We start from the raw sequence: 22,851 nt of genomic DNA, 5'->3' as shown, positions 1-22,851 counted from the left end.
CTCCTCGTTGTGTGGGAGTCAGTCGAAACTACCTGATGTTCCACCACGGTGGCCTACGGCATCATCCACGCTACGACGTACAGCAGGATTCAGCGCGGCGAACGTGCCTCTTGGCTGGTCAACCCGGCTTGCTGGATGCGCTTCGTGATGCTGAGAATCCACCGTGCATACGTGGCGATAAGCAGTGGCACAAGCACCGCTAACCCGATAGCGACAATGACCACACCTGAGTCATTGACCATGGTGCCAATGGCCAAGGCAACGTATACGGCGTTCACCGTGGGTAAGAACAGGGGAGTGTCTGTGGCGATTTGTTTTAAGGGCACCCCACCGGTAAGCCAGTGGTACGGAGCGAGTTGACCTGTTTCTTTTGCAGCAAGACGCACTGGCCGGCCAAGCACAATGAGCAGCACCAAGATCGCAGTGATCGCAACCAGCGATAGGGGGTTCGTGAAGGTGGAGAAGTTCGCACCAAGTTTGCGCCCTACGACGTCAAAGAACCCACCGGCAAGCACTGTGTCAACAAACATTCCCAGGTGGGTGCGGTCATCGGCGGGGCGTAGCCAGTCAATGATGGCGAAGGATGACACCACAACAACTGCGCTCACCATCACCATTGCCACGCGGCGGAAGTTCAACTTCACGCCACCTGCCCATAGAGTCAGCAGAGCGAACGCCGGGAAGAGCGCGGGCGGGCCACCAAAATCGGCGCCCAATGACGGTAAACCGTTGAGTAACGTCGCAGTGATCCCGATGATAGCGACCGTCAGCGCAGCGAGACGCCGCCGCCCAGCAACCACCAAACTGTTGGCCAGTGCCCCAGCCAGCAACAGGGTGCTGGTGGCAAATAGGGCGAATGCTTGGTTGTTGAAACCGTAGAATCGGCCACCCACCATGGGCTGCACGCCCATGAGCGCTGACATTTGCAAACGAGCGCCGGTAGCAACATCAATAGCCAATACCGCAACAGTTATAGCTGACACCACTGCGATAGGGCCAAACCGCCAGCCACGCCACAAGGGCGCTAGGGCAAGGGCGACAACCCCTGCAATGATCGTGAGAGTTATCGCAGTGAGGGTCAGTGTCGGTGTTGGTGTCCGCCACCAAGGAACGAGGTTAGCCAGAAGAGTCGCTACTGGAATAGTCGCGATTGCTATGCCTGCGATTTGGCACCCAATGAGTAGTCCTCGGGAGTGGGAGGTGACCCAGTTAGCGCCTTTAGAGATTCGGCGCAGTGACCGCCCAGAGAAGATGTAAGAAACCACAGCAAACAGTGCGATATTGACAACGCAGAACAGTAAGAAGAACGGTTCCACTATGGGGCGGGTTGCCAGTGTGTGGGTTTCTTCATCAACCAGAGAAGCGATTCGGTCTTCGGTTGTTCCGGCAACAGTGTGGGAACTGATGGTTGATCCCACGAAAGTTGATGACCGGTTAGCCCCAAGCAGCGAATGCACCGTAACCGGGAGATCGCTGGACTGGTTGAACCCATCCTGCTTTGTGGAGGGAGAAGTTAGTAAATTCCCCTCAACACCTCGCCCAGCCATAGCCAACACTGACAACCGTGGGGCGCCCGTTGGGTCAGACAACGACCCCAGAATAACTGTCGTGTGGTCAAGCTCGGGGTCAGCTGCACGGATTGCCTGCAAAGCAACGTCAACCCGTGAGTCAATCTCAGTTAACTGAGCCATCACAGATGGGTCAGTTGCAGAAGTGCTCCGCCCGATGCGCAAGTGACCAACATCAGCAACGACAAGACGCTGATCCCCGTCAACACTGTTCAGTGCACTACGCATCTGCCCGTACAAGGCATCAGTTGTCGACAAACGCGAGAAGAACGTGCCCCTCACGGTGCCCTCGCTGTCCGCAAGAGCAATAGCAGCCCCCGGACCAACAGCGGCTGTCGAAACACCAGCATCAGACAAACTTTGCCCGAACGTCCCCAACTGTGCGCTGTACTTTTGCTCTGCAACGGCATCTGTGTAGGTGTCCCAGGTGGGGACTGTTGCATTTTCCACTCCAGTAGGTGACCCTGCCGACTCTGCTGGTTCTTCCAAGTAACGGCATGGCCCCCCCGCGCCATTCAGGGCGTCACCAGCACGGTTACCAGCGCTCAACGCCAACCAGCCATCTGCTGGGCATGTGGAGGGGCGCACATTGCGGACAACGAGGTTGCCAATGGCGCCAGATCGAGCGAACTGATACAACGACGGTGTGGAGTCCTCAGAGACATCAGCCCACCGAATACCACCAGTTCCCAGGAACACTACCTGGTGGTAATCCTGCGTGGAATCCTCGCTTGCGCTCCCTTCGGCACGGACGCCATCAGTAGCTAACCCTGTGTGAAGAGAGCCAGCTGAAGGCGCTGCAACACCGGCAACCCCGCTCATCAGGACAAACGCGATGGCGAGAAGCATCGCGCCGGCACTGACACTCAGACGCATCAGTGATGTCAGGGCATAGGGGCGTTCGGACTTGAGGCCGTGTGGGGAGTGCTGCACCAGACCAGCCTAGTAGATGAGCCGCTATCCAAGACGTGGCAACGGTGAACGTACAGTGAGCGCTTGCGGGTCAACCCATGTACGCACCCGGCGTGCTCGCCCAATCACGTCACCATCAACCTGTGCTTGAGCGCCTTGATCCACCGCGAGTTCCGTGGTGTGTGCCCGTGTGTGATCAATGCGCCCCACTTTGTGTTCGAGGGTGTTTGTCATGCCAAACCCCTGCATGACAACTTCACCAAACAGTTGGACCCACCCAGCGATCCCGCCACGGGTATCGATGGCAGCAATGTCGTGGATGCCGTCATCAATCACAGCATCCGGGATCAAAGTAATGCCACCGGGAAGGCGACCACAGTTCCCCACCATAAGCGTGCGCAACTGTGTTGACACAACCTTGGCGTCATCAAGGGTGATGTTGATAGCGAGTCGCTTACCGTTCAAGTGGCGAACACCAGCAACAAAATAAGCAATCCAGCCCATGCGTGCTTTCAGTTCATTGTCCGCGTCTGCAATCATTGCGGCGTCAAAACCAACCCCCGCAATGACAAGGAAAAGATGTTTCTCGAGTTTTGCTGGAGCAGTTTCGGATGAGTCCGCTCGCAGGGCGGCACGGTCTCGTGCGCCTTTGCGACGTGCTGTGCGGGCTTCGTGGAGTGCGTGGGCTTGAGCTGATTTGTCAGTTTCAAGGACCTCTAGCCAGCCCACGTCAATTCTCCGGTCAACACCGTCGAGGAGTACATCGAACGCGTCTTGACGGTTAGAAATGGGAATATCGAGGTTGCGGGCAAGGAGGTTCCCAGTCCCCAGGGGAAGAATACCCATGGGGGTAGTTGTGCCCGTCAAATACGTGGCAACGGCGCGGACGGTTCCGTCGCCGCCAACAGCGACAACGATGCTCGCCCCAGCAGAAACAGCCTCGCGGGCTTGCCCAGTTCCGGGGTCCTCAATGGTTGTCTCCAACCACAATGGAGTGGGCAGGCCTTCCGCTTCACAACGCAGCAATAAAGCGGTTTTCAAGTCCTGAACACCAGGTTTTGAGGGGTTGGCGATGAACGCGATGAGAGGGCGTGGGGCTGGTGGTTCATCATCGTCAGGGCCGGTCTTTGCTGAGCCTACGAGGCGAGCCAGAGCCTCTTTGAGTCTGTTCAGTTCACGGCTATGGACAATGACAAGGACACACAGAATGACAGCTGTGATCGTCAGTGCGATCGAAGCGGCCAGTAACCACTGCTCAGGGTTCATAGACCAACCGTAGCCGCTTTGGCATTCTGGTGTGCATGGTCGGTACTCTTGGAGGGTGATTGATCTACGCATCCTCCGCGAATCTCCCGACCTTGTCCGCGCCAGCCAGATTGCCCGTGGCGCTGACCCCGCGATCGTTGACACGATCCTCGAAGCGGATGCGCAACGCCGCTCATCCCTCGCAGAGTTTGAGTCGCTACGAGCGCGCCAAAAGAGCATCGGTAAAGATGTTGCACGTGCTCAAGGTGACGAGAAAGCGCGTCTCCTAGCGGAGACGAAAGAGATCGCAGCGCAGGTCAAAGAACTTAACCAGGCACAAAGCGAAGCGCAAGAGCGCCTGAACGACCTGTTGTTCCAGGTTGCCAACATTGTGGAGGGTGCCCCCAGTGGAGGGGAAGCTGACTTCATTGTGCTGCGCCACGAAGGGCAGCCCCGTGATTTCGCAGCTGAGGGTTTCGAACCTCGCGACCACTTGGCGTTAGGTGAAGGCCTCAAGGCCATCGACACTGAGCGTGGTGCGAAGGTTTCTGGCTCACGGTTCTACTACCTCACCGGTATTGGTGCACGCCTCGAGCTGGCGTTGTTGAATGCTGCCGTTGATCAGGCTGTTGCTGCTGGGTTCACCCCGATGATCACACCAACGATTGTGAACCCAAAGATTATGCGGGGCACTGGTTTCCTTGGTGCACACGCCGATGAAATCTACTACCTCGGCGCGGATGACCAGTACCTGGTTGGTACCTCAGAGGTTGCCTTGGCGGGGTATCACTCCGAAGAGATCGTTGACCTGTCAAACGGCCCGCTGCGTTACGCAGGGTGGAGTGCGTGCTACCGCCGCGAAGCAGGGTCACACGGCAAGGACGTTCGCGGCATCATCCGCGTGCACCAGTTCCACAAGGTCGAAATGTTCTCCTACTGCACCCCCGCTGACGCGCAGGCGGAACACCAGCGTTTGTTGGCTTGGGAAGAGGAAATGCTCAAAAAGTGCGACCTCCCATACCGGGTGATCGACACGGCAGCCGGTGACCTGGGTTCATCTGCGGCACGCAAGTTTGACTGTGAAGCGTGGTTGCCCACTCAGGAGCGTTACCTGGAACTGACATCGACCTCAAACTGCACAACATTCCAGGCCCGTCGTTTGGGTGTGCGTGAACGTGTCGAGGTGGATGGTCGCCAAGAAACGCAGACTGTTGCAACCTTGAACGGTACCTTGGCAACAACTCGGTGGATCGTTGCGATCCTTGAGAACCACCAGCAGGCTGACGGTTCGGTACGGGTTCCAGAAGGGCTACGCCCATACTTGGGTGGCCTTGAGGTGCTGGAGCCCACTGCGTGACCAAGACGACGCCACTTCTCGTTGGCTTAGACATCGACGGGACCATCATGACTGCCGACGAGTTCATCTCGTCGGCAGTCCGTGAGGCAATCACGGAACTGCGGCTCCAAGGCCACCACGTGGTGTTGTCCACGGGACGTCCGTTAGTTGCGGTGTTGCCGGTGCTGAAGGACCTTGGCATCGACTCTGGGTGGGCTGTGTGTTCGAACGGTTCGGTGACAGCCCACATTGACCCCCGTCAGCCGGGTGGCTTCGTTCTTGAGCATGTCATGGAGTTTCCTGCAGGCCCAGCAGTTGATGCGTTGACCCGCCACTTGCCCGATGCCGTGATTGGTTTGGAGGAAGTGGGCGTCGGTTATGCCATTTCCCAGGATTTCGGGTCAGCACGGTTGCATGGTGACCACACTGTTCGTGACGTTTCCCAGATGCGGACAATGACCACGCCGCGCGTCGTTGTGGCGCGTGCCTCGCACGCGCCACAGGAATTTCGTGCCCTCATGGCTGACATGGGGTTATGCGATTCGTATTACTCTATCGCTGATGAGCACTGGATGGATCTCGCTCCACAGGGCATCACGAAGGCTTATGGGTTGGAACGATTACGCCGTCAGTTGCAAGTCTCCCCTGAGCACACGGTTGCTGTTGGGGATGCTGATAACGACATCGAAATGCTGCAGTGGGCTGGGCGTGGCGTTGCGATGGGGCATGCGGAGGCTTCAGTGATCGCTGCAGCGGACGAAGTGACCTGGCCGATTATTGACGACGGCTTGGCGCCTGTGTTGGAGAGTTTGCTGACAACCTGACAGTCCAGCGAAACCAAACTGTTATGACCTGCAAGAAAGTATTTTACAACGCTGTAAAACGCACGATAATGCGACTTCTGGACTTTCTTTACAGGCGAACTACATTGTCTTGATGGAATCGTTACCACGAATAACCCTATTTCGAGTTGCAGAACCCCCCTTATGCCTATTCGATGAGTGACATAGCGCACAAGCGTGCAGGTGCTGTGCGCTCCGCACATCAAAGAGGACGTGAGGGAGAATCCCATGACATCTATCCGGCGGCGCTCAGTGGCTACCCTGGCAACAGGAATGGCTGTGGCGCTCACGCTTGCCGCATGTGGCGGAGGCGATAGCGACAACAACAATGCTGAAGAACCCGGTGGCGGTGACGCGGATTGCACAGCATACGAAAAGTATGGTGACCTCAGCGGCACAACCGTTTCGGTTTACACCTCCATCATTGCTCCCGAGGACCAGCCTCACATCGACTCCTACAAGCCGTTTGAAGACTGCACCGGAGCGACCATCAACTATGAGGGATCAAAAGAGTTCGAAGCTCAACTCCTAGTGAAACTCCAGGCAGGTTCCGCACCGGACATCGCCTACATCCCACAGCCAGGTCTTCTAAAGACCATCGTGGAAAGCTACCCCGACCAGATCGTTGAAGCATCAGCGGGCACCATGGCAAACGTTGAGCAGTACTATGCGGCGTCCTGGAAAGAATACGGCACCGTTGAAGACACCTTCTACGCAGCACCACTTGGTGCCAACGTGAAGTCGTTTGTTTGGTACTCCCCACAGATGTTCAACGACGCAGGCTACGAAATCCCACAAACCTGGGACGAACTCCTCGCCCTGTCCGACCAAATCGTTGCCGACCACGGCGCTGAAGGTGTTAAGCCATGGTGTGCAGGCATCGGCTCAGGTGACGCAACCGGATGGCCAGCAACTGACTGGCTCGAAGATGTCATGCTCCGAACTGCTGGGTTCGAATCATACGACGCGTGGAGCAAGGGTGAACTGAAGTTCTCTGACCCTGAGGTGCAAGCAGCACTCACCGAAGTTGGCAAGATCCTCAAAAACCCTGACTACGTCAACGGTGGACTAGGTGACGTGAGCTCTATCGCCACAACAGAGTTCCAAGACGCTGGGTTGCCAATCCTCGAAACAGGGCTGTGCTACATGCACCGCCAGGCTTCGTTCTACGCAGCGAACTGGCCAGAAGGAACTGACGTGTCACCAGAAGGAGACGTGTTCGCGTTCTACTTCCCAGGTGTATCTGAAGATGCACGACCAATCCTCGGTGGTGGAGAGTTCGTCGCAGCATTCTCCGACCGCCCAGAAGTGGCCGCATTCCAAGAGTTCCTCGCCAGCCCAGAGTGGGCCAACGCCAAAGCTATTGCCACACCAAACGGTGGATGGGTAACAGCGAACTCCGGTCTTGACCCAAACAACTTGGTGTCAGAGATCGACAAACTGTCGTTCCAGTTGCTGTCAGACACCAGCCAAGAATTCGGTTTCGACGCATCTGACCTGATGCCAGCAGCAGTTGGACAAGGTGCCTTCTGGACAGAGATGACCGCGTGGATTGCAGAGGACAAAGCAGACGACGCAGTCCTGACCGCAATAGATGCGGCATGGCCTAACTGATCCGTGGCCTCAGCTTCGCTCCGACACTGCGATGAGTGAACCTGAGCCAGATCACTAACGCGCTGATGGGGGCTCACCACGGTGAGCCCCCATCACCGGCTCACAGAGAGCCACACGCGTTGGGTACCTCCCCTGTCCCGCCAACCATGGAGGTTAGCCATGGACCTCTTGTACGCCGACACCACTGGCGGCAAGTTCCTCCTGATGTTCATTGCGATAGCAATATTTGTGCTCGTCATGGGTGCAATTCTTGTCATCGTTGAAAGAATCCCACGAGCGCCCCGTTGGGTAGTAGTCGCTGCCTTTACCGGACCAGCACTCCTCGGTATCTCATTTGGTTTGATCTACCCAGCCATCATCACCACTCGTAGTTCGTTCTATGACGCACGAGGCCAAAACTTCATTGGCATCGACAACTACGTCACGGCTTTTACCCGCCCAGAGTTTCAACAAGTTCTCCTCAACACTGTTGCCTGGACTGTCATTGTCCCGCTCGCCTCAACTGCTATTGGCCTGATTTACGCGGTCCTCGTTGACCGGGCACGCTTTGAAAAACTCGCTAAAACACTGCTTTTCATGCCCATGGCTATTTCGCTGGTGGGCGCATCGATCATCTGGAAGTTTGTTTACGAGTACCGCCCAGTCCTTGAAGGAGTGGCACCAGACCGGCAACCCGCCCAGATCGGTTTGTTAAACCAAATATTGGTGTGGATGGGGCTTGAGCCAGTTCAGTTTTTGCTGAATGGCCCATGGAACAACATCTTCCTCATGGTTGTGATGATCTGGATCCAAGCCGGTTTCGCCATGACAATTTTGTCCGCAGCGATCAAAGCGATCTCCACAGAAACTATTGAGGCTGCCCGCCTTGATGGCGTTAATGGAATCCAACAATTCTGGTACGTCACCGTCCCTAGTGTGCGGCCCGCACTTGTTGTTGTGCTCACCACCATTGCTATGGGAACGCTGAAGGTGTTTGACATTGTCCGCACAATGACTGGTGGTAACTACGGAACACAGGTTGTCGCCAACGAGTTCTATACCCAATCTTTCCGCCAACAGAACCAGGGGATGGGAGCTGCCTTGGCTGTGCTGCTCTTCGCCTTTGTGGTGCCGCTCATTATCTATAACGTGCGGCAGATGAAGAAGTCGGAGGAGGTCCGATGAGCACATCAACACCCCAGGCCCCCATCCCAGCAACACCTGGAAAACTGGTAGACCGGCTCGATGCCCGTGCTGGACGAACTCGATCAACACTGTCCACCAAACTTGCATCAGGTTTTGCGCTACTCATCGCAGTGGTGTGGACAATCCCTACCTTTGGGCTCCTCATTACATCCTTCCGACCTGACGGGGAGATTAAAACATCAGGCTGGTGGACATGGTTCACCAGCCCCAGCATCACCTTGGAAAACTACGCTGAGGTGCTCACTGGTTCGCGATTCCAACTGTCAACGTTCTTCGTTAACTCGTTTGTGATCACGATCCCCTCAGTGGTCATCCCGATCACGCTGGCGTTGCTCGCAGCGTATGCCTTTGCGTGGATCGACTTCAAAGGCCGCAACATCTTGTTTGTCGCTGTTTTTGCACTGCAAGTGGTACCCATCCAGGTGACCCTGATTCCACTGCTCACGCAGTACGTGAAGTGGGGACTCAACCAAACATTCTGGACCGTGTGGCTGTCCCACTCGATCTTCGCGTTACCGTTGGCGATCTTCCTGCTGCACAACTTCATGAAGGATATTCCGCGGGAACTTGTTGAAGCTGCACGTGTTGACGGTGCCGGCCACGTGAAGATCTTCTTCCGGGTACTGTTGCCACTCTTGGTGCCAGCTATCGCATCGTTCGCGATCTTCCAGTTCCTGTGGGTCTGGAACGACCTGCTGGTGGCGTTGACGTTCGCTGGAGGCCAACAAAATGTGGCGCCGCTGACTGTGCGGCTCGCTGACCTTGCTGGAACGCGTGGTCAAGACTGGTATCTGCTTGCTGCAGGTGCTTTCGTCTCGATGGTGGTGCCAGTCATCGTGTTCTTGGCCCTGCAACGCTACTTTGTGCGTGGCTTGCTTGCTGGCTCAGTGAAGGGCTAGCTACCAGGGGCGAAGAACCAGTTTGCCAAACACATCTCCACCAAGAAGCTGCTCGTGCGCACGGGCAGCTTCTTGCATGTCCCATACCTGGTGGGCGACTGGGGCGATGGTTCCAGCAGCAAAGAGAGGCATGAGGTCACGCCGCACTCCGTCAACGATGGTGGCTCGTTCCTCAGCAGGTCGTGAACGCAGTGTCGTGCCGTGGAGTGAAGCGCGTTTAGTGAGCAGCGTAGAGAGCTTCACTGTTCCTGTGGCACCTTTCTGCATCCCGATAATGACGAGTCGGCCCCCCACGGCGAGGGAATCGATATTTGCTCCCAGAAGCGACGCGCCAGTGACATCAAGGACGATGTCCGCGCCATGACCGCCGGTGACTTCACGTACCAACCCAGGGAGAGCATCGGCGAAAGTCGATGCCCCCTCGGAGTCCGTGTACTGGCCGTACGCGAAAGCGTGGGCTGCACCGAGGTCGAGACACCGTTGAGCGCGCTCCGGAGTGCGAGCTGTAGCGATGGCAGTTCCACCAAGTGCGGTGACAATCTGCACGGCCAAAGACCCCACACCTCCGGAACCACCATGAATCACCACGACATCCCCTGGGGTGAAGTGCGCCACATTCACGATGTTGCTCCACACCGTGCAAGCGGCCTCCATGAAGGCCGCAGCCGCGATTGCATCGATCTGATCTGGGACTATAATGAGCGACCGGGCATCAGCTAGCACAAACTCACCGTAACCGCCTGCCGTAACCAGGGCCATGACGCGAGTGTCATGGGATATGCTGCCCACACCCTCACCAGTAGCCTCGACTGTTCCAGCGACCTCGAGTCCCGGAATGTCGCTACTTCCCGGGGGTGGCGGGTAGTGACCCTGTGATTGCAGGAGATCCGCCCGGTTGACGCCGGCAGCATGAACTCGCAGGAGAACTTCACCCGGTCCAGGGATGGGGATATCTACCTCGGATTCTTGAAGGAGGCTGCCCGAGGGTGAAAGTATCTGAAAAGAATTTGGGGCTGTAAGTACACGCATACCTCGAAGAATACCCATTCAGCGTTGCTCAGATGGGTGAAAAAAACATACTCTTAGGCGTTGAACTCATACAGTTACCCTAAAGGGGCAGTACCGAGCTGCCGATGGTCCTTTAGCGGTTAAGCACGCGGGCTCGCCGTGATGCAGACAAGAATTTGGGAGGGATCAGGGATGCTGAAGCGCTTGAACGTGCAGAACAAGATCCTTGCGACCCTGGCTGTTCCGATCCTCGTTATTGTTGCTGCGGCAGCGGTCTTCTCCGGGTTGACCATTTCCGCCTGGCGTGAAGCGCAACAGACACGTGACGTGGTTGTGCTTGTGGACACCGGGCAATCGCTCATCAAGGTCATCCAGAACGAACGATACTGGGCGATCGAAACTCGGCGAGGATCTGCCGGGGCTCAAGAGGAATGGGAAGCCGCGATCGAGGCGCGCAACAGTGCGCTCGACACTGTGGGTGCCGCACTCAGCGAGGTCAACACCTCGTCACTGTCCGATGACGTGACGGCAGCTATTGCCTCATCACTGCGCAACACACGCGTGTACCTTGACTCGGCCGCCGAGCAAGTACGACGTGGTGCAGCAACAACACAGGTCACCTCACAGGCCTACACCGAAGCAGTAGATGGCATCCTGCGCATCTCTGAAGAACTTGCTAACACAGCAACCGACCGCCGCGTAGGTAACGCAGCGCAGGCGTACGTTGACGTCGCCCGGTACTCCGACAGCACCATTGCTGAGATCCCACTGATCTCCGAAGCGTTGGCCATTGCTCGTGAAACAGACACCACTGTGCGTGTCTACCGCGAACTCGGGCTGACAATTCGTGTGACAAACTCTGAGCGTGAAACCGCTCGTGCAACGCTGAGCCGTTTGAACAACGTCAACATCAACAACATCGGTATCGCGAGTGCGCAGTACACAGCTATCCGCCAGTACCTAGCCAACGCCAACGCATCCGCGATCTCGGGACCCCTTGCAGAACAGTGGGGCGACCTCGCTCAGGCTGAAGTCGACCAGATCGACCCAATCGTGGTGGAAACCACCACCGAGCTGAAGAACTCCGCAGACGACTCGCTCACCACTGCGCAAACCGAAGCGATCCTGACCTTAGTACTCGTGGTCGTCGTATTCGGTGCGTCACTGGCAATTGCGTACGTCACCTCACGCTCCATCACCAGGCCGCTGAAGCGACTCACTGAATCCGCTGAACGAGTCAAGGACGAACTCCCCACACTGGTTGAACAAGTTGCTATCCCTGGACAGGGACCAGAACTCGAGTTCGAAGCGATCGACATCGACTCCCGAGACGAAGTTGGCCAGCTGGCCGCAGCCTTCAACTCGGTGAACTCCACAACCATTGAGGTTGCCCGTGAACAGGCTGCACTTCGTGGTTCGATCGCGGAAATGTTCGTTAACGTGGCCCGTCGTGACCACATTCTCCTCAACCGCCAACTCGGCTTCCTCGACGAGTTGGAACGTGCAGAAGAAGACCCGAACATTCTTGCCAACCTCTTCCGCCTCGACCACCTCGCAACGCGTATGCGTCGTAACTCCGAGTCGCTCCTTGTGCTTGCGGGAATTGACTCTGGTCGTCGCGTACGTCAACCAATGCCAATGTCAGACGTTGTCCGTACAGCGTCCTCTGAGATCGAACTGTATGACCGCATCCAGCTGAACCTGCAGTCCGACCCTGCGATGCTTGGCCACAACGCACTGAACGCAGCGCACCTCATCGCTGAGCTCCTGGAAAACGCAACAAACTTCTCTGAGCCCAACACCCCGGTTGAAGTAACCACAGACGCCGGTCGCAACTTCGTGACCGTCACCATCCGTGACTACGGCCTTGGAATGTCTGACCAAGACATCCAAGACGCCAACGCACGTGTGGCCTCCAAGTCAGCAACCGACGTGATCGGTGTGCAACGAGTGGGTCTGTTCGTGGTCGGGCGTCTTGCAGACCGTCTCGGTGTGCACGTTGCCTTCTCCCGCCCAGCAGACGGTTCCAACGGAACCATCGCCACCCTGTCCTTCCCATGGACGCTCTTCACAGACGCAGCGTTCCAGGAATACCAAGGACAGCCAGGCCAAGGCGCGGCACAGCCGATGCCACAACCAGGCGCCCAGCCATCAAGCCAATTCGCCACACAGACACAGGGATACCCCGTTGAGGAGCCCCCTGTTGTCAGCGCCGTTGACCTCAATGCACTGACGGACGGTCAAACCGGTACAGGAATGCCGCGCCGTAAAGTTCAAGGTGCTGAACCAACTGGACCACAACCAGTCCAGTCACACCAAGGCTTTGCACCGCGCCAGGACTATTCCGGCGCCCCACAAGCACCTGCACAACAGGCGCCAATGCAACAGCAGCAACCTGCTCCGCAACAACCACAGCAGCAGCCAGGTCAACTCCCTGCACGTGGCGGTGGCGGCCTACCAAGCCGTGGCGGTTCTGCCCCCATGCAACCGGCACCAGCTGGCTCAGGTCTACCATCACGCGGTGGCACATCAGGCGGCCAAGGTGTTGGAATCTCGCCCGACTTCGGAGACAACTCCCCGGAGATCGTGCTACCACCTCTGGCTACACCAACCCGCAGCGTCAACTTCGGTGACGACGCTGGGGCACCGTGGCAGCCACAGACCATCCAAGAAGCGAAGCCTCTGGTTACCCGCCGTCCTGCTCGTCAGGAAGAGATCGTTGAAGAGCCACTGGGCCCCGATGCTGCCTTGGCACACCAACCAGAACGCCGTTCAGCGATGTTCTCCAACTTCCGCTCCTTCACAGCAGCGCAGGAGAACAACGGTGGGGCACAAGCACCGTCAGCTGGATCACCGTTTGCGGTAGCCCGCGACGACGATGACGCCACACAGGTCATTGACCGCGTGCAAGACGACGCAGAGCCACGTGACGTCGCCGAATCATGGCAAGCACAGGAATCCCGTGAGCAGTCAGCGCCAAGCGCACCTGCTCAATGGGGTGGCGGACAGCAACAAGCTGGGGAAAACCTCAACACCGGACGTGTTGACCTATCCAAGTTCGCACACCTGCCAACACGAGCATCTCGTGCCCGTGCCGCATCGGACCCACAGCCAGGCGCACCTGCGTCCGCTCACTCCGTCGCTGCTGACGCTCCGGTTCCTCAAGAACCCAGCGGTTATGCTCCCAACCCGGACATGATCATCCCTGGGCTCGTTGAGGAAGCACGCGAAGCCGTTCAGCAGACCCACCAGCAGCAGACTCCGGCGCAATACTACCGATCAGCTGCCAGCGCATACTCTGCACCAAGCGCCCACGAGGCCTACGATGCACACGAGGACGGCAACTACGGGCAATCACTGCCCCCACAGAAGCCAGAATCGGTGTACCAAGCGTCCCAACAGGGTAGCTACCAGCAGCACACGCACGGTGGTGGCCAGTCATACAGTGACCAACAAAACCAAGAGCAGGCCGCAGCACCATGGCAGGCTCAAGGCCCATCCGGTCACGAACCGATTGCCCGGCCACAGTTCGCGCCAGTATTTGGTGCAGGAGCTCCGGTTCAAGAAGCCGCAGTACCGCACTTTGCTGACGTTGTATCTGACGCTCCAGCCGACGACGCCAAAGACAAAAAGAATGGCATTCGCGGTTGGTTGCGCAAGGGTAAATCCACACCAACCTCTGAGCACCCCACTGTGACACGGAACGAAAACTTCAGTGATCCACAGTTCGGCGGGCAGCAACAGTTCACCACTCCGGGGAACGGCTACGACCCTGCCGGGGGCCAGGCGCAGCACACACCATCACAGCCTCAGCAGGCTCGCGATGGGTATGCGCCATTCGGTCAACCTGCAGCACCGGCACACAATGTTCCGCAGGTTCCTCAGCGGGTGTCGAGTTTCGGGGCGGCTTCAGCGCCGCACGCAGCATCGGCACAAGCAGCACCTTCACAGTTCAACGCAGGACAAACCCAAGCATGGGAGCCCTCCTTCGCACCGAACGTGCAAGAGTCCGCTGCACAAGAGTTTCCGCAAGGCGGTGTTGGTGTCACCCAGTGGCAACCACCCACCGACCTCACAGTGGACGTCAACTCGGCTTTCGCGTTGAAGTCCACAATCCAAGAGCAGGCACTGGCTGAACTGAGCCAGCTGTCCGCTTACCGCCCAAGCGAGGTCAACACAAGGGAAGCAGAGTCACTTGTACGACGTGTTCGTAGTAACGCGTCACCACAAGCTCTCACTGACGACCCGACCACGCAGAAGATCAGCCGCGACGCGTCTGAACTTCGGGCACGCCTCTCAGCGTTCCAGTCAGCGACAAGCCGGGGGCGAAGAGATGGTGCATCTGGGGCGCGGACCCAGACAAGCCAAGGAGATGACCGAAATGGCCAGTCGCAACGTGTGCCAGACTCCGCCTCCCATTTCTGAGAGCACGTTAGCCGTTGACACACTTTTGAAGGAGATAGCATGAGCACGCTCAGCACCGAAGCAACAAACTTTGGTTGGTTGCTGGACAATTTCGTGCGGACCGTCCCAGCCACCCGCCACACCCTTGTGGTATCGGCAGATGGCCTGTTGATGGCAATGTCCGACAACCTGGACCGCACAAGCGGCGACCAACTCGCCGCCATCGTATCGGGAATGTCGAGCCTCACCCGTGGGGCTTCTCGTCAACTCAATGGTGGGGCCGTGCGCCAATCCATCGTTGAGATGGACAACGGCTTCCTGTTCCTCATGAACGTATCCAACGGATCAGTTCTGGCCGTCGTCGCAGATTCTTCTTGCGATGTTGGCCTGATCGGTTATGAGATGGCTATGCTCGTATCACGAACAGAAGCAACTCTCACACCGCAACTGATCTCAGAGATGCGCGGCTCGTTGCCAGTTGACGGAGCTACTCGCGCGCAAATGGGATAGATAGAGGATAGTCATGACTCGTCATTCGCTCCGGTTGCCTGAAGATGGCAATCACTACGAGGCTGCGACGGTGCGGCCTTACGCGGTCACCGGCGGGCGTGTACGATCAGCTACGTCTAACCTGCCGCTAGAGACCTTAGTTGAGGTCAACCCAGGCGCCGTAGACTCGAGCGGACTCACCCCCGAAAAACGCGCAATCCTGGATCACGCGGCACGCAATTATGTGTCGATCGCCGAGGTTTCTGCTCTCTTGCGGATGCCCTTGGGTGTGGTTCGGATTCTCATCTCAGACTTGGCTGACGAGGGGTATCTCAAGATACATACCTCAACGCCTGTAAACGTTCATACTGGTCACGGTCAGAATCCGGCCATGTCCTTGAGTGTGTTGGAGAGTGTTCTCAATGGTATATCAGCCCTCTGAGACGGCCGTGGGGCAGGATCCTACCAAGGCTCCTGCGGCTCCCACAGTCGTCAAGATTGTCGTGGCGGGTGGATTCGCTGTCGGTAAAACCACCTTTATCGGATCCATCTCGGACATTGAACCGCTGAACACAGAAGCGGCAATGACTGAGCACTCCGTTGGAGTGGACGACGCCGGTGGCGTCACCGACCGCAAGACCACCACTACGGTTGCAATGGACTTCGGCCGTATCGAGCTGCCCGGCTCCCTCTGGCTGTACCTGTTCGGTACACCAGGACAGGACCGCTTCCTGTTCATGTGGGATGACCTTGTACGCGGCGCCATCGGCGCTGTTGTCTTGGTCGACACCGAGCGACTCGAGCAGTGCTTCCCTGCGATCGATTACTTCGAATCTCGAGGTATTCCGTTCGTGGTGGGCATCAACTGCTTCGACGGTGTTGCGAAGCACCGCATCGAGGACGTACGCGAGGCTCTTCAGATCCCCGCTCACGTTCCGATGCTCTACACGGACGCACGTTCACGTGCTGCCACAAAGCAAACCCTGATTCAGCTTGTTCAGCACGCCATGGAGCGACTCCAGGCTGCTGCCCGCAGTTGATAGCTTGCATGCACTAGTTGTGACGCATGATGGAGCCGGATTTCGTTTTCTGGCCTTGGACGTGGCACAATAGTCAGGCGCCCCTTGGGCGTATGGAAGTGTGGCAGAGCGGCCGAATGCGCCGGTCTTGAAAACCGGTAGACGGTGACCCCGTCTCGCGGGTTCAAATCCCGCCGCTTCCGCAGAATGATGACCTCCGGTCTCTTGACCAGCAGAAACGCTGGTTCAGGGGTCGGGGGTCATTTTTTGTTTCTCGGGGGCCCTGCCATATCCTCTTCACCCTTGCTCCCCCATGCATGCCCTTCCCCTCACTTCCTGCCGAGATCCTAGATCTCGGTGCGACATCCTTGTTGTGGGTGAGGATCTCATGTCGAGATCTAGGATCTCGGTGTTAATGCGTAGCGTGATTGTGAACATCCACTAGAGGTTGCTTTAGGAGAGTGATGTCGTCGGCTAGCGTGGCTAGTTCATAGCCACTAGCGAGGGGCAATATGGGCGCCGATGCCTATGACAGCTTTGCTGTCGATTACGACACCGAAAACGGTGTGAGTTTATTGAACGCCTACTATGAGCGGCCCGCAGTGTTGGGAATGATCGGGGACGCGCAAGGCCGGCACATACTAGATGCGGGGTGTGGTTCTGGCCCGTTGATGGCTGAGCTCATTGAACGAGGCGCCGATGTCACAGGTTTTGATGGCAGCCCAGCAATGATTGACCTCGCGCGCCGCAGACTGGGTGACGCTGCCACACTCGGCGTCCACGACTTCGCCGAACCGCTGCCGTACGAAGATGAAACATTCGATGATGTCGTTGTGTCGTTAGTGCTGCATTACCTCAAAGATTGGGATGCGCCGTTAGCAGAGATATGCCGCGTTTTGAAACCTGGTGGCCGATTTATTGCATCCGTTAACCACCCTTTCGTACGCCAGTTCAATGATCCTCAGCAGGACTACTTCGCAACAAAGCAGTACAGCGAAGAGTATGAATTTGATGGGCATCCAGCTGTACTGACGTTCTGGCACCGCCCGTTACATGAGATTGTCCGAGCCGTGGTTGGTTCGGGGCTGGACTTGCGTGTGCTTGATGAACCGGCACCATCACCTAGCACTCCGATCGACGTCATGCCACCACGGATTGCGAGCGGTGAACGTAGCGCTTTCCTGTCTTTTTTGTTTCTTTCCGCTCAAAAACCCAGAATGCAGTATAGAGAAGGTGTGTGACCCCGCCCTTTAATGAGAGCAGACCCTTCCTCGAGTCCACCAGCCGCCGAGATCCTAGATCTCGGTTCGACATCCTTGTCGCGGGTCAGGATCTCAGTGCGAGATCTAGGATCTCGGCATGATTGAGGGGGGGCGAAGCGGGGGAAGGGGGAGGCCTAGGCGCTTGTGCTGGTGCGGTTAAAGAACCAGTGGACGATGCGGGTGACCGGACCGATTTGAACATCGGTTGGCCAAGGCGGCGTTGGGTTGTCGGGTCCAGCTGCCACGGCTAGGACCGTTGAGCGGGCTTGGTCGGGATCAACTCCGATGCTCCGGAGGAGGCGGGCCGCGCGTGCGGAGGGTTCTAGCACGGCAAGCCAGAGCACTGTGCTGTCTAGTTTGCTCTGTCGTGGCAGGTGCCCGGCTTTACGGAGTTGCCCCCACTTGGTTGATGCTGCGTTCAGTGCAGTCTGTAGTTCAGGTGTGTGCCGGTGCTGTGGGGTGCGTTGCGGTTTTGGCGCGTCGGCGATTTGGGTTGCGACGGTTGCGAGCCCGAGGTTGTGGAGGAGAGGGGCATCGTCGCTTGCGTTGACGATGGCGTGATGCACAGTGTCGTAGTTCAAGGTGCTGTCTATGGCGGATATCGCTTCGTTGACGGGGCCTGCTGTGAGAAGGAGCCCGAGAAGGATGTGTTCGGAACCATAGACGTGTGCGCCAAGGCTTGTTGCTTCGCGCTGCGTTGCATCCATGACGTCAGTGAATGAGCTGTCGTAGATCAGCATAAGGCTCCTATTGTTTGGGGCTGCGGGTGCGGCCGTGCTTCTTGTGGACGGATTGTCGGGTTACTTCTAGGTTGGTTGCTACCTCTGCCCAGGACATTCCTGCAGCGCGGGCGCGCGCTACATGCAGGTCTTCTAACCGTGATGCTAGGCGGCGCAGTGCTACGACTGTGCGTAGTCCCTCAGCAGGTTCAATGTAGGTGGCCGTGGATTCCATTTCTTCAACATCCATGGTGTCAGCCTAGGTTGACACCATTCACACTGTCAACCTAGGCTGACAGTGTGAATGGGTGAAACGGCATATTGCTAACAGGAATCTGGAAGTTATTGGCGCTCTTGGCTCCGTGAGTGGCAGCATCCCTCGATTCGTGTTGAAGAACGCCACAGGGCCGCTGCCATGTGCTGGCAGCGGCCCTGTGAAACAAAAAGTGCAGTGTTACTTCACGCGGATTGCAACAGTTTTCTTCGCACCAACGCGTTTGCTGGTGCTGCCGATAACCACCCGGTACTTCGTGGTGGACGCAGTCGTTGAGCGGTGTGACAGGGTGTTCTTTCCGGCTTTGAGTTTCTTCACGGTGCGCCACGAGCCGTTGCTGTACCGCTGGAGGACACCTGCGTGGGAGATCGTGAAAGTGTCTTTGTAGGTCGCTTTCTTCTTCACGCTACGGGTGCCGCCTTTGAGTCCCGTGATGGCAGCTCGTTGCTTTTTGACTGTGAAGTCGCGGCGTAGTGTAGTGGCGGAGTGCCCGCTGTCTCCTGCATAAACAACAGCCAGCCGATGCTTCCCCAGCTTGAGTGACTTGGGTAGCTTAACCGTCGCGCGGCCTTTGTTGAGGGTCACGGTGCGGTATTTCTTGCCGTCAATGTTGATCTGGGCTTTACCGGTGGGAACGTTGTTCGCAGCAACGCGAACGCTGAGCGTCGCTGCTGTTCCGACGGTTGTGTTTTTTAGTGCTGTTTTGACGGCCGGTTTCGCTTTGCTCACGGTGAGCGTGACGTTCCGTTTACCGGGGGTAATCCGGTCTGATCCTGTGTAGTGCAGTTCAACTGTGTGTGTGCCAACCTTGAGGTTTTTTGGCAGGTCGAGCGTCACTTTGCGTGTTCCGCTGGTGGGTAGTGTTTTGCTCGCTACTGTTTTGCCAGCGATCTTCGCTTCAACTTTCCCGGCGACACCGAGCGTTGCAGTGACGGTAGCGGTGACTTTCGGAGTTGCGCCAAAAGCTGCCTTGGGGTTGGCGGCGCTAACTGTGGGTTTCGCTTTCCCGGGGCTGATCGTGACGTTTGCCGTACCGGCGGTCATTGAGTTGACCTTTACGGTGTAGCCACTGCCCCAACCGGTGAGTGATTCCCCAACGCGCAGTGTCGCCCGCTTAGGGCTACCTGATGAGGTGGGGAATGTGTAGAGGTTGTTTTCCTCGTCGAGCAGGGTGACCCTAACCCCGTTGCCCATGGCGATGTTGTATTGGGCAACAAGGGCGTTTGGTTGCAGGGTGTAGAACGATTTGGCATCGAACCCAGCACCGTTGCGGTATTCCACGAAGATCCGGTATCCGCTAAATCCATCAACAAAAGTTGCTCCGCGTACCCCACTTGAGGCGGTGACAGCGTTGAGGTTGAGTGTCTGGCCGGTGTAAGGAACACTAACGATGCTGCCAGACGGTGCGACTTTCAGGACGTGTTGGTAGGCGGGGTCAAGGAATGACGAGGGGAAGCCATCGCCCACGCCACCAGCCATTGGGCCGAAGAAACCGTAATACTCAGCTTGATTGAAGGATGTGCTGCTGGGACTTAGTGAGTATGAGGTTGCGAGGTTGGAGTGGCCGAGTGAAAAGTTGTGACCTAGTTCGTGGATAGTTGTTTCAGCAGAGGGGCCATAAACGGTGACTAGTCCACCGGAGGATAACCCGGCTTCTCCGACGGTTCCTATTCCAAGTGTTTCACCGGAGCATGGGGGCCCGATTAACACGAGGTGGTGATAGTCCTTCCACGTGTACCCGCTCGCGGTAGCGGCTGTTTGCCACGTTTTCCAGGGGTCGGCTGTGCAGTAACCGTTGATGGTGGTTGTGGTTGTCTTGACGACATTGATTGCGCCAACAGTCCCGAAGGTTGCAGCTTTCCAGTAAGTGGAGGCTGTTGCGATGTTGCCCTTAGCGGTTGTGGTGTTGGGGGCGGAGCCGTCTGATCGCACGATCACGAGGTGGACCGAATGGGTTTTACCAACAGTGGTTGCCGCAGCGACTGGTGCTGATTCAAGGACCGTGACCGATGCTGCGCTGAGTTCCGTGGTGGAGTTGTCGGCGAGTTCTTGAACGTCTTGTTCAGTGGCAACGTCGCCACTATCAATGATGTCTGGGGAGACAGCGTTGGCGGTCTCTTGGGGAACAATAACCTCAGCGGTGATGTCAGCCCCGACCTCATCGGTGGGGACGTCCTCCGCGTCGAGGGGGAGGAAGGCGTTGTCCACTTGGATCGCGTAGGCCAGGCGACTTTCTTCGCTACCGTGCTCTGATTCGTGACCACTGTCGTGGTCGTCACCGTGGATCACAGCGGCACGCAGGGTGCCTTCTACCGTAACGATTGACGAGTCGCCACTGCTGTAGTCGCTTGTCCCCGTTGCAGTAGCAGCAGCGGGTACGAGCCCGGTGCACGCTAGTGCAACAATGATGGCCGCACTGACTCGTTGTGTCAGGCGATTGGTTGTGGCGTGCTTATGCACGGAAGCCCCCTGGAGGATGGTGACACTGCGACTCATGGGTGAGCGAGTCACACTGGAGTTGACAGACAAATCGGCACGCGCTGCCTATCTTGTAGAAGATTAGCGCCACCTAGGGTGTCTTCGACTGAATGTGATGGGAACTTGACCCTCTTCTGACGTGATTGAGGCGTCATTGCCCGGTGTTATGCTGAACAAACTCGAGTTAACGGACTGGCAAAGGGATGATAGTGGGGCGCTTCTTTTTCGCAGCCGTGGGAGTCATCGGTGAATTGATGATCACCGTGGGTTTGTTGCTCGGTGGGTATGTGTTGTGGAACGTGTGGTGGGATTCTAACCAGTCTGCTGCTATTGCTGAGCAAGGCGTTGCAGATTTCTATGAGACCGTTGAGGCTGCACCAAAGACTGCTGCGGAACTGAACACGGATGATCCGCCGCCTGTTGATGATGCGCCCGGTGATGGCGAAACCCTTGGTGTGCTGATTGTTCCCGCCTGGTATGACCTGACAAACAATACGATGCCCATCCGCGAGGGAACCTCGGATGCTGTCCTGGATCAAGCGGCAGCTGGTCGCTATAGCGACACTGCAATGCCAGGTGAGGTGGGGAACTTTGCGTTGGCGGGGCATCGGCGAACTCACGGTAACTCGTTCCGGTTTGTTGACCGGTTGGAGCCGGGGGATCAGATTATCGTTGAAACTGCGACTACCTGGTATGTCTATGCGGTTACCGAGGATTACGTTGTTACCCCGGACCAGTCAGATGTTATTGCACCAGTTCCGCGTAGTCCTGGGGTTGATCCGACGGAGCGTTTGCTGACCCTGACAACGTGCCATTCTCCGTCGATGGGGGAGTGGGGGAACAGTCACCGGTGGATTACGCATGCAAAGTTTGTTGGGTGGATGGACCGTGAGGACGGTATGCCAGAGCAGGTCCTGAATGATCCAGGGGTGATGTGATGTACGGGTTATTGTGGCGGGCTCTTCCTGGTCCAGGGTGGGCAAAGTTCATCCAAGTTCTTGTGCTCTTGGGCTTGCTGTTTTACGTCCTTTTCACGTGGGTGTACCCGTGGATTTCTGACACGTTTGTGGGGACCGACCCCAACTTTGGGTAAGTCATGATCACCCATGACGCACTACTCGGCATGTGTTTATCGTTTCCGGGGGCTTTTGAGGACCACCCGTTTGGTGCCGATTCAACCGTGGTGAAGGTACGAGCCGCGCCAGGGCGTCCCGCAAAATTGTTTGCGCTCCTCATGCCGGGTGAACAGGCAACCCGGATAAACCTCAAGTGCGACCCGGAGCTCGCTGAGTATCTGCGCCGCCAGTACCAGTGGGTGTTACCGGGGTATCACATGAATAAACGGCATTGGAATACGGTCGTTGTGCCACACAGGGCAGCGACAACACCGACACCGCACGATGCTCCCCGCGGGGAATCAGCAGAGCCCACTTCCGCTGTGGCGGGTGGAGTGACAAAATCCCTCATACGTGACCTTATTGAGGACTCTTACGACCTTGTGGTTGCGTCGATGCCCCGACGTGACCGTGTTCTCCTTGACTGGCCCCCCACGAAAAGCGGGTGAATTGGTGGGTTCATGTGAAAGATCGGTGTCTTC

Annotated in this window: 19 protein-coding genes and 1 tRNA gene; 14 read left to right on the top strand and 6 right to left on the bottom strand. The window is 57.2% G+C overall.

Annotated features, from left to right (window positions below; genetic code table 11):
• Nucleotides 1-89: 89 nt before the first annotated feature.
• Together G538_RS0100440 and G538_RS0100435 are read right to left on the bottom strand one after the other, a co-directional pair.
• On the bottom strand, nt 90-2,501 hold the full coding sequence (locus G538_RS0100440; protein ID WP_029067759.1) for a hypothetical protein: 2,412 nt from the start codon (nt 2,499-2,501) through the stop codon (nt 90-92).
• Nucleotides 2,502-2,525: 24 nt separating this feature from the next.
• On the bottom strand, nt 2,526-3,746 hold the full coding sequence (locus G538_RS0100435; protein WP_029067758.1) for a diacylglycerol/lipid kinase family protein: 1,221 nt from the start codon (nt 3,744-3,746) through the stop codon (nt 2,526-2,528).
• Nucleotides 3,747-3,801: 55 nt separating this feature from the next.
• Between G538_RS0100435 and serS the strand changes: the two genes are divergently transcribed.
• The 5 genes from serS to G538_RS0100410 all read left to right on the top strand — a co-directional run bounded on the left by serS (nt 3,802) and on the right by G538_RS0100410 (nt 9,601).
• Nucleotides 3,802-5,082: a serine--tRNA ligase gene (gene serS / locus G538_RS0100430; RefSeq protein ID WP_029067757.1), complete on the top strand. Its 1,281-nt coding sequence runs from the start codon at nt 3,802-3,804 to the stop codon at nt 5,080-5,082.
• Entirely contained in the window at nt 5,079-5,885 is an 807-nt protein-coding gene (locus tag G538_RS0100425; RefSeq protein WP_029067756.1) for an HAD family hydrolase, read from the top strand. Before serS ends, G538_RS0100425 begins: the two co-directional genes overlap by 4 nt.
• 246 nt (nt 5,886-6,131) lie before the next feature.
• The gene (locus G538_RS0100420; protein WP_029067755.1) at nt 6,132-7,517 is read left to right on the top strand and encodes an ABC transporter substrate-binding protein; all 1,386 of its coding nucleotides are present in this window, start codon (nt 6,132-6,134) and stop codon (nt 7,515-7,517) included.
• Between the two features lie 159 nt (nt 7,518-7,676).
• A complete protein-coding gene (locus G538_RS0100415) occupies nt 7,677-8,681 on the top strand; it encodes a carbohydrate ABC transporter permease (RefSeq protein WP_029067754.1) in 1,005 nt (334 codons plus the stop codon).
• A complete protein-coding gene (locus G538_RS0100410) occupies nt 8,678-9,601 on the top strand; it encodes a carbohydrate ABC transporter permease (protein WP_029067753.1) in 924 nt (307 codons plus the stop codon). Before G538_RS0100415 ends, G538_RS0100410 begins: the two co-directional genes overlap by 4 nt.
• On the opposite strand, the gene G538_RS0100405 is transcribed toward G538_RS0100410, so the two are convergent.
• A complete protein-coding gene (locus tag G538_RS0100405) occupies nt 9,602-10,630 on the bottom strand; it encodes an NAD(P)H-quinone oxidoreductase (RefSeq protein WP_029067752.1) in 1,029 nt (342 codons plus the stop codon).
• 171 nt (nt 10,631-10,801) lie between these two features.
• On the opposite strand from G538_RS0100405, the gene G538_RS0100400 reads away from it, so the two are divergent.
• The 6 genes from G538_RS0100400 (at nt 10,802) to G538_RS0100375 (ending at nt 17,762) form a co-directional block, all read left to right on the top strand.
• Nucleotides 10,802-15,034, top strand: coding sequence for a HAMP domain-containing sensor histidine kinase (locus G538_RS0100400; protein WP_029067751.1), 4,233 nt, complete (start codon nt 10,802-10,804; stop codon nt 15,032-15,034).
• 39 nt (nt 15,035-15,073) lie between these two features.
• The gene (locus G538_RS0100395) at nt 15,074-15,523 is read left to right on the top strand and encodes a roadblock/LC7 domain-containing protein (protein ID WP_029067750.1); all 450 of its coding nucleotides are present in this window, start codon (nt 15,074-15,076) and stop codon (nt 15,521-15,523) included.
• A gap of 13 nt (nt 15,524-15,536) precedes the next feature.
• A complete protein-coding gene (locus tag G538_RS0100390; RefSeq protein ID WP_051196407.1) occupies nt 15,537-15,944 on the top strand; it encodes a DUF742 domain-containing protein in 408 nt (135 codons plus the stop codon).
• Nucleotides 15,925-16,542: a GTP-binding protein gene (locus G538_RS0100385; protein ID WP_029067748.1), complete on the top strand. Its 618-nt coding sequence runs from the start codon at nt 15,925-15,927 to the stop codon at nt 16,540-16,542. Before G538_RS0100390 ends, G538_RS0100385 begins: the two co-directional genes overlap by 20 nt.
• A gap of 94 nt (nt 16,543-16,636) precedes the next feature.
• Nucleotides 16,637-16,724 (top strand) — tRNA-Ser (locus G538_RS0100380).
• Nucleotides 16,725-17,033: 309 nt separating this feature from the next.
• Nucleotides 17,034-17,762, top strand: coding sequence for a class I SAM-dependent methyltransferase (locus G538_RS0100375; RefSeq protein ID WP_029067747.1), 729 nt, complete (start codon nt 17,034-17,036; stop codon nt 17,760-17,762).
• 155 nt (nt 17,763-17,917) lie between these two features.
• Here G538_RS0100375 and G538_RS0100370 read toward each other — a convergent pair whose 3' ends face one another.
• From G538_RS0100370 to G538_RS0100360, 3 genes are all read right to left on the bottom strand, one after another.
• On the bottom strand, nt 17,918-18,523 hold the full coding sequence (locus G538_RS0100370; protein WP_029067746.1) for a Clp protease N-terminal domain-containing protein: 606 nt from the start codon (nt 18,521-18,523) through the stop codon (nt 17,918-17,920).
• Between the two features lie 7 nt (nt 18,524-18,530).
• Complete coding sequence (locus tag G538_RS0100365) at nt 18,531-18,752, bottom strand: hypothetical protein (RefSeq protein WP_051196406.1); 222 nt, start codon at nt 18,750-18,752, stop codon at nt 18,531-18,533.
• Between the two features lie 204 nt (nt 18,753-18,956).
• Nucleotides 18,957-21,236 (bottom strand): Ig-like domain repeat protein, encoded by a 2,280-nt coding sequence (locus tag G538_RS0100360; RefSeq protein ID WP_029067744.1) that lies wholly within the window; start codon nt 21,234-21,236, stop codon nt 18,957-18,959.
• 227 nt (nt 21,237-21,463) lie between these two features.
• On the opposite strand from G538_RS0100360, the gene G538_RS0100350 reads away from it, so the two are divergent.
• From G538_RS0100350 to G538_RS0100340, 3 genes are read left to right on the top strand one after another with little or no spacing between them, the layout of a single operon-like run.
• A complete protein-coding gene (locus G538_RS0100350; RefSeq protein ID WP_029067743.1) occupies nt 21,464-22,192 on the top strand; it encodes a class E sortase in 729 nt (242 codons plus the stop codon).
• Nucleotides 22,192-22,347 carry a hypothetical protein gene (locus G538_RS18105; protein ID WP_029067742.1) on the top strand — a complete coding sequence of 52 codons (156 nt, stop codon included), beginning with the start codon at nt 22,192-22,194 and terminating at the stop codon, nt 22,345-22,347. The genes G538_RS0100350 and G538_RS18105 overlap by 1 nt, the downstream gene beginning before the upstream one ends.
• A gap of 3 nt (nt 22,348-22,350) precedes the next feature.
• The gene (locus G538_RS0100340) at nt 22,351-22,818 is read left to right on the top strand and encodes an MmcQ/YjbR family DNA-binding protein (protein WP_029067741.1); all 468 of its coding nucleotides are present in this window, start codon (nt 22,351-22,353) and stop codon (nt 22,816-22,818) included.
• The last annotated feature ends 33 nt before the right edge of the window (nt 22,819-22,851 follow it).

The organism is Jonesia quinghaiensis DSM 15701, from assembly GCF_000423205.1.
Lineage (GTDB): Bacteria > Actinomycetota > Actinomycetes > Actinomycetales > Cellulomonadaceae > Jonesia > Jonesia quinghaiensis.
The sequence above is the reverse complement of the archived record's forward strand: the minus strand, read 5'-3'. Positions and strand labels throughout refer to the sequence as shown.

What these genes read in the sequence shown, in the direction of transcription:
- G538_RS0100410 (WP_029067753.1), top strand. Translation starts at nt 8,678, where the DNA reads ATGAGCACATCAACACCCCAGGCCCCCATCCCAGCAACACCTGGAAAA.
- G538_RS0100365 (WP_051196406.1), bottom strand. Translation starts at nt 18,752, where the DNA reads ATGGATGTTGAAGAAATGGAATCCACGGCCACCTACATTGAACCTGCT.
- G538_RS18105 (WP_029067742.1), top strand. Translation starts at nt 22,192, where the DNA reads ATGTACGGGTTATTGTGGCGGGCTCTTCCTGGTCCAGGGTGGGCAAAG.
- G538_RS0100420 (WP_029067755.1), top strand. Translation starts at nt 6,132, where the DNA reads ATGACATCTATCCGGCGGCGCTCAGTGGCTACCCTGGCAACAGGAATG.
- G538_RS0100400 (WP_029067751.1), top strand. Translation starts at nt 10,802, where the DNA reads ATGCTGAAGCGCTTGAACGTGCAGAACAAGATCCTTGCGACCCTGGCT.
- G538_RS0100340 (WP_029067741.1), top strand. Translation starts at nt 22,351, where the DNA reads ATGATCACCCATGACGCACTACTCGGCATGTGTTTATCGTTTCCGGGG.
- G538_RS0100435 (WP_029067758.1), bottom strand. Translation starts at nt 3,746, where the DNA reads ATGAACCCTGAGCAGTGGTTACTGGCCGCTTCGATCGCACTGACGATC.
- G538_RS0100395 (WP_029067750.1), top strand. Translation starts at nt 15,074, where the DNA reads ATGAGCACGCTCAGCACCGAAGCAACAAACTTTGGTTGGTTGCTGGAC.
- G538_RS0100370 (WP_029067746.1), bottom strand. Translation starts at nt 18,523, where the DNA reads ATGCTGATCTACGACAGCTCATTCACTGACGTCATGGATGCAACGCAG.
- G538_RS0100390 (WP_051196407.1), top strand. Translation starts at nt 15,537, where the DNA reads ATGACTCGTCATTCGCTCCGGTTGCCTGAAGATGGCAATCACTACGAG.
- G538_RS0100385 (WP_029067748.1), top strand. Translation starts at nt 15,925, where the DNA reads ATGGTATATCAGCCCTCTGAGACGGCCGTGGGGCAGGATCCTACCAAG.
- G538_RS0100405 (WP_029067752.1), bottom strand. Translation starts at nt 10,630, where the DNA reads ATGCGTGTACTTACAGCCCCAAATTCTTTTCAGATACTTTCACCCTCG.
- G538_RS0100415 (WP_029067754.1), top strand. Translation starts at nt 7,677, where the DNA reads ATGGACCTCTTGTACGCCGACACCACTGGCGGCAAGTTCCTCCTGATG.
- G538_RS0100375 (WP_029067747.1), top strand. Translation starts at nt 17,034, where the DNA reads ATGGGCGCCGATGCCTATGACAGCTTTGCTGTCGATTACGACACCGAA.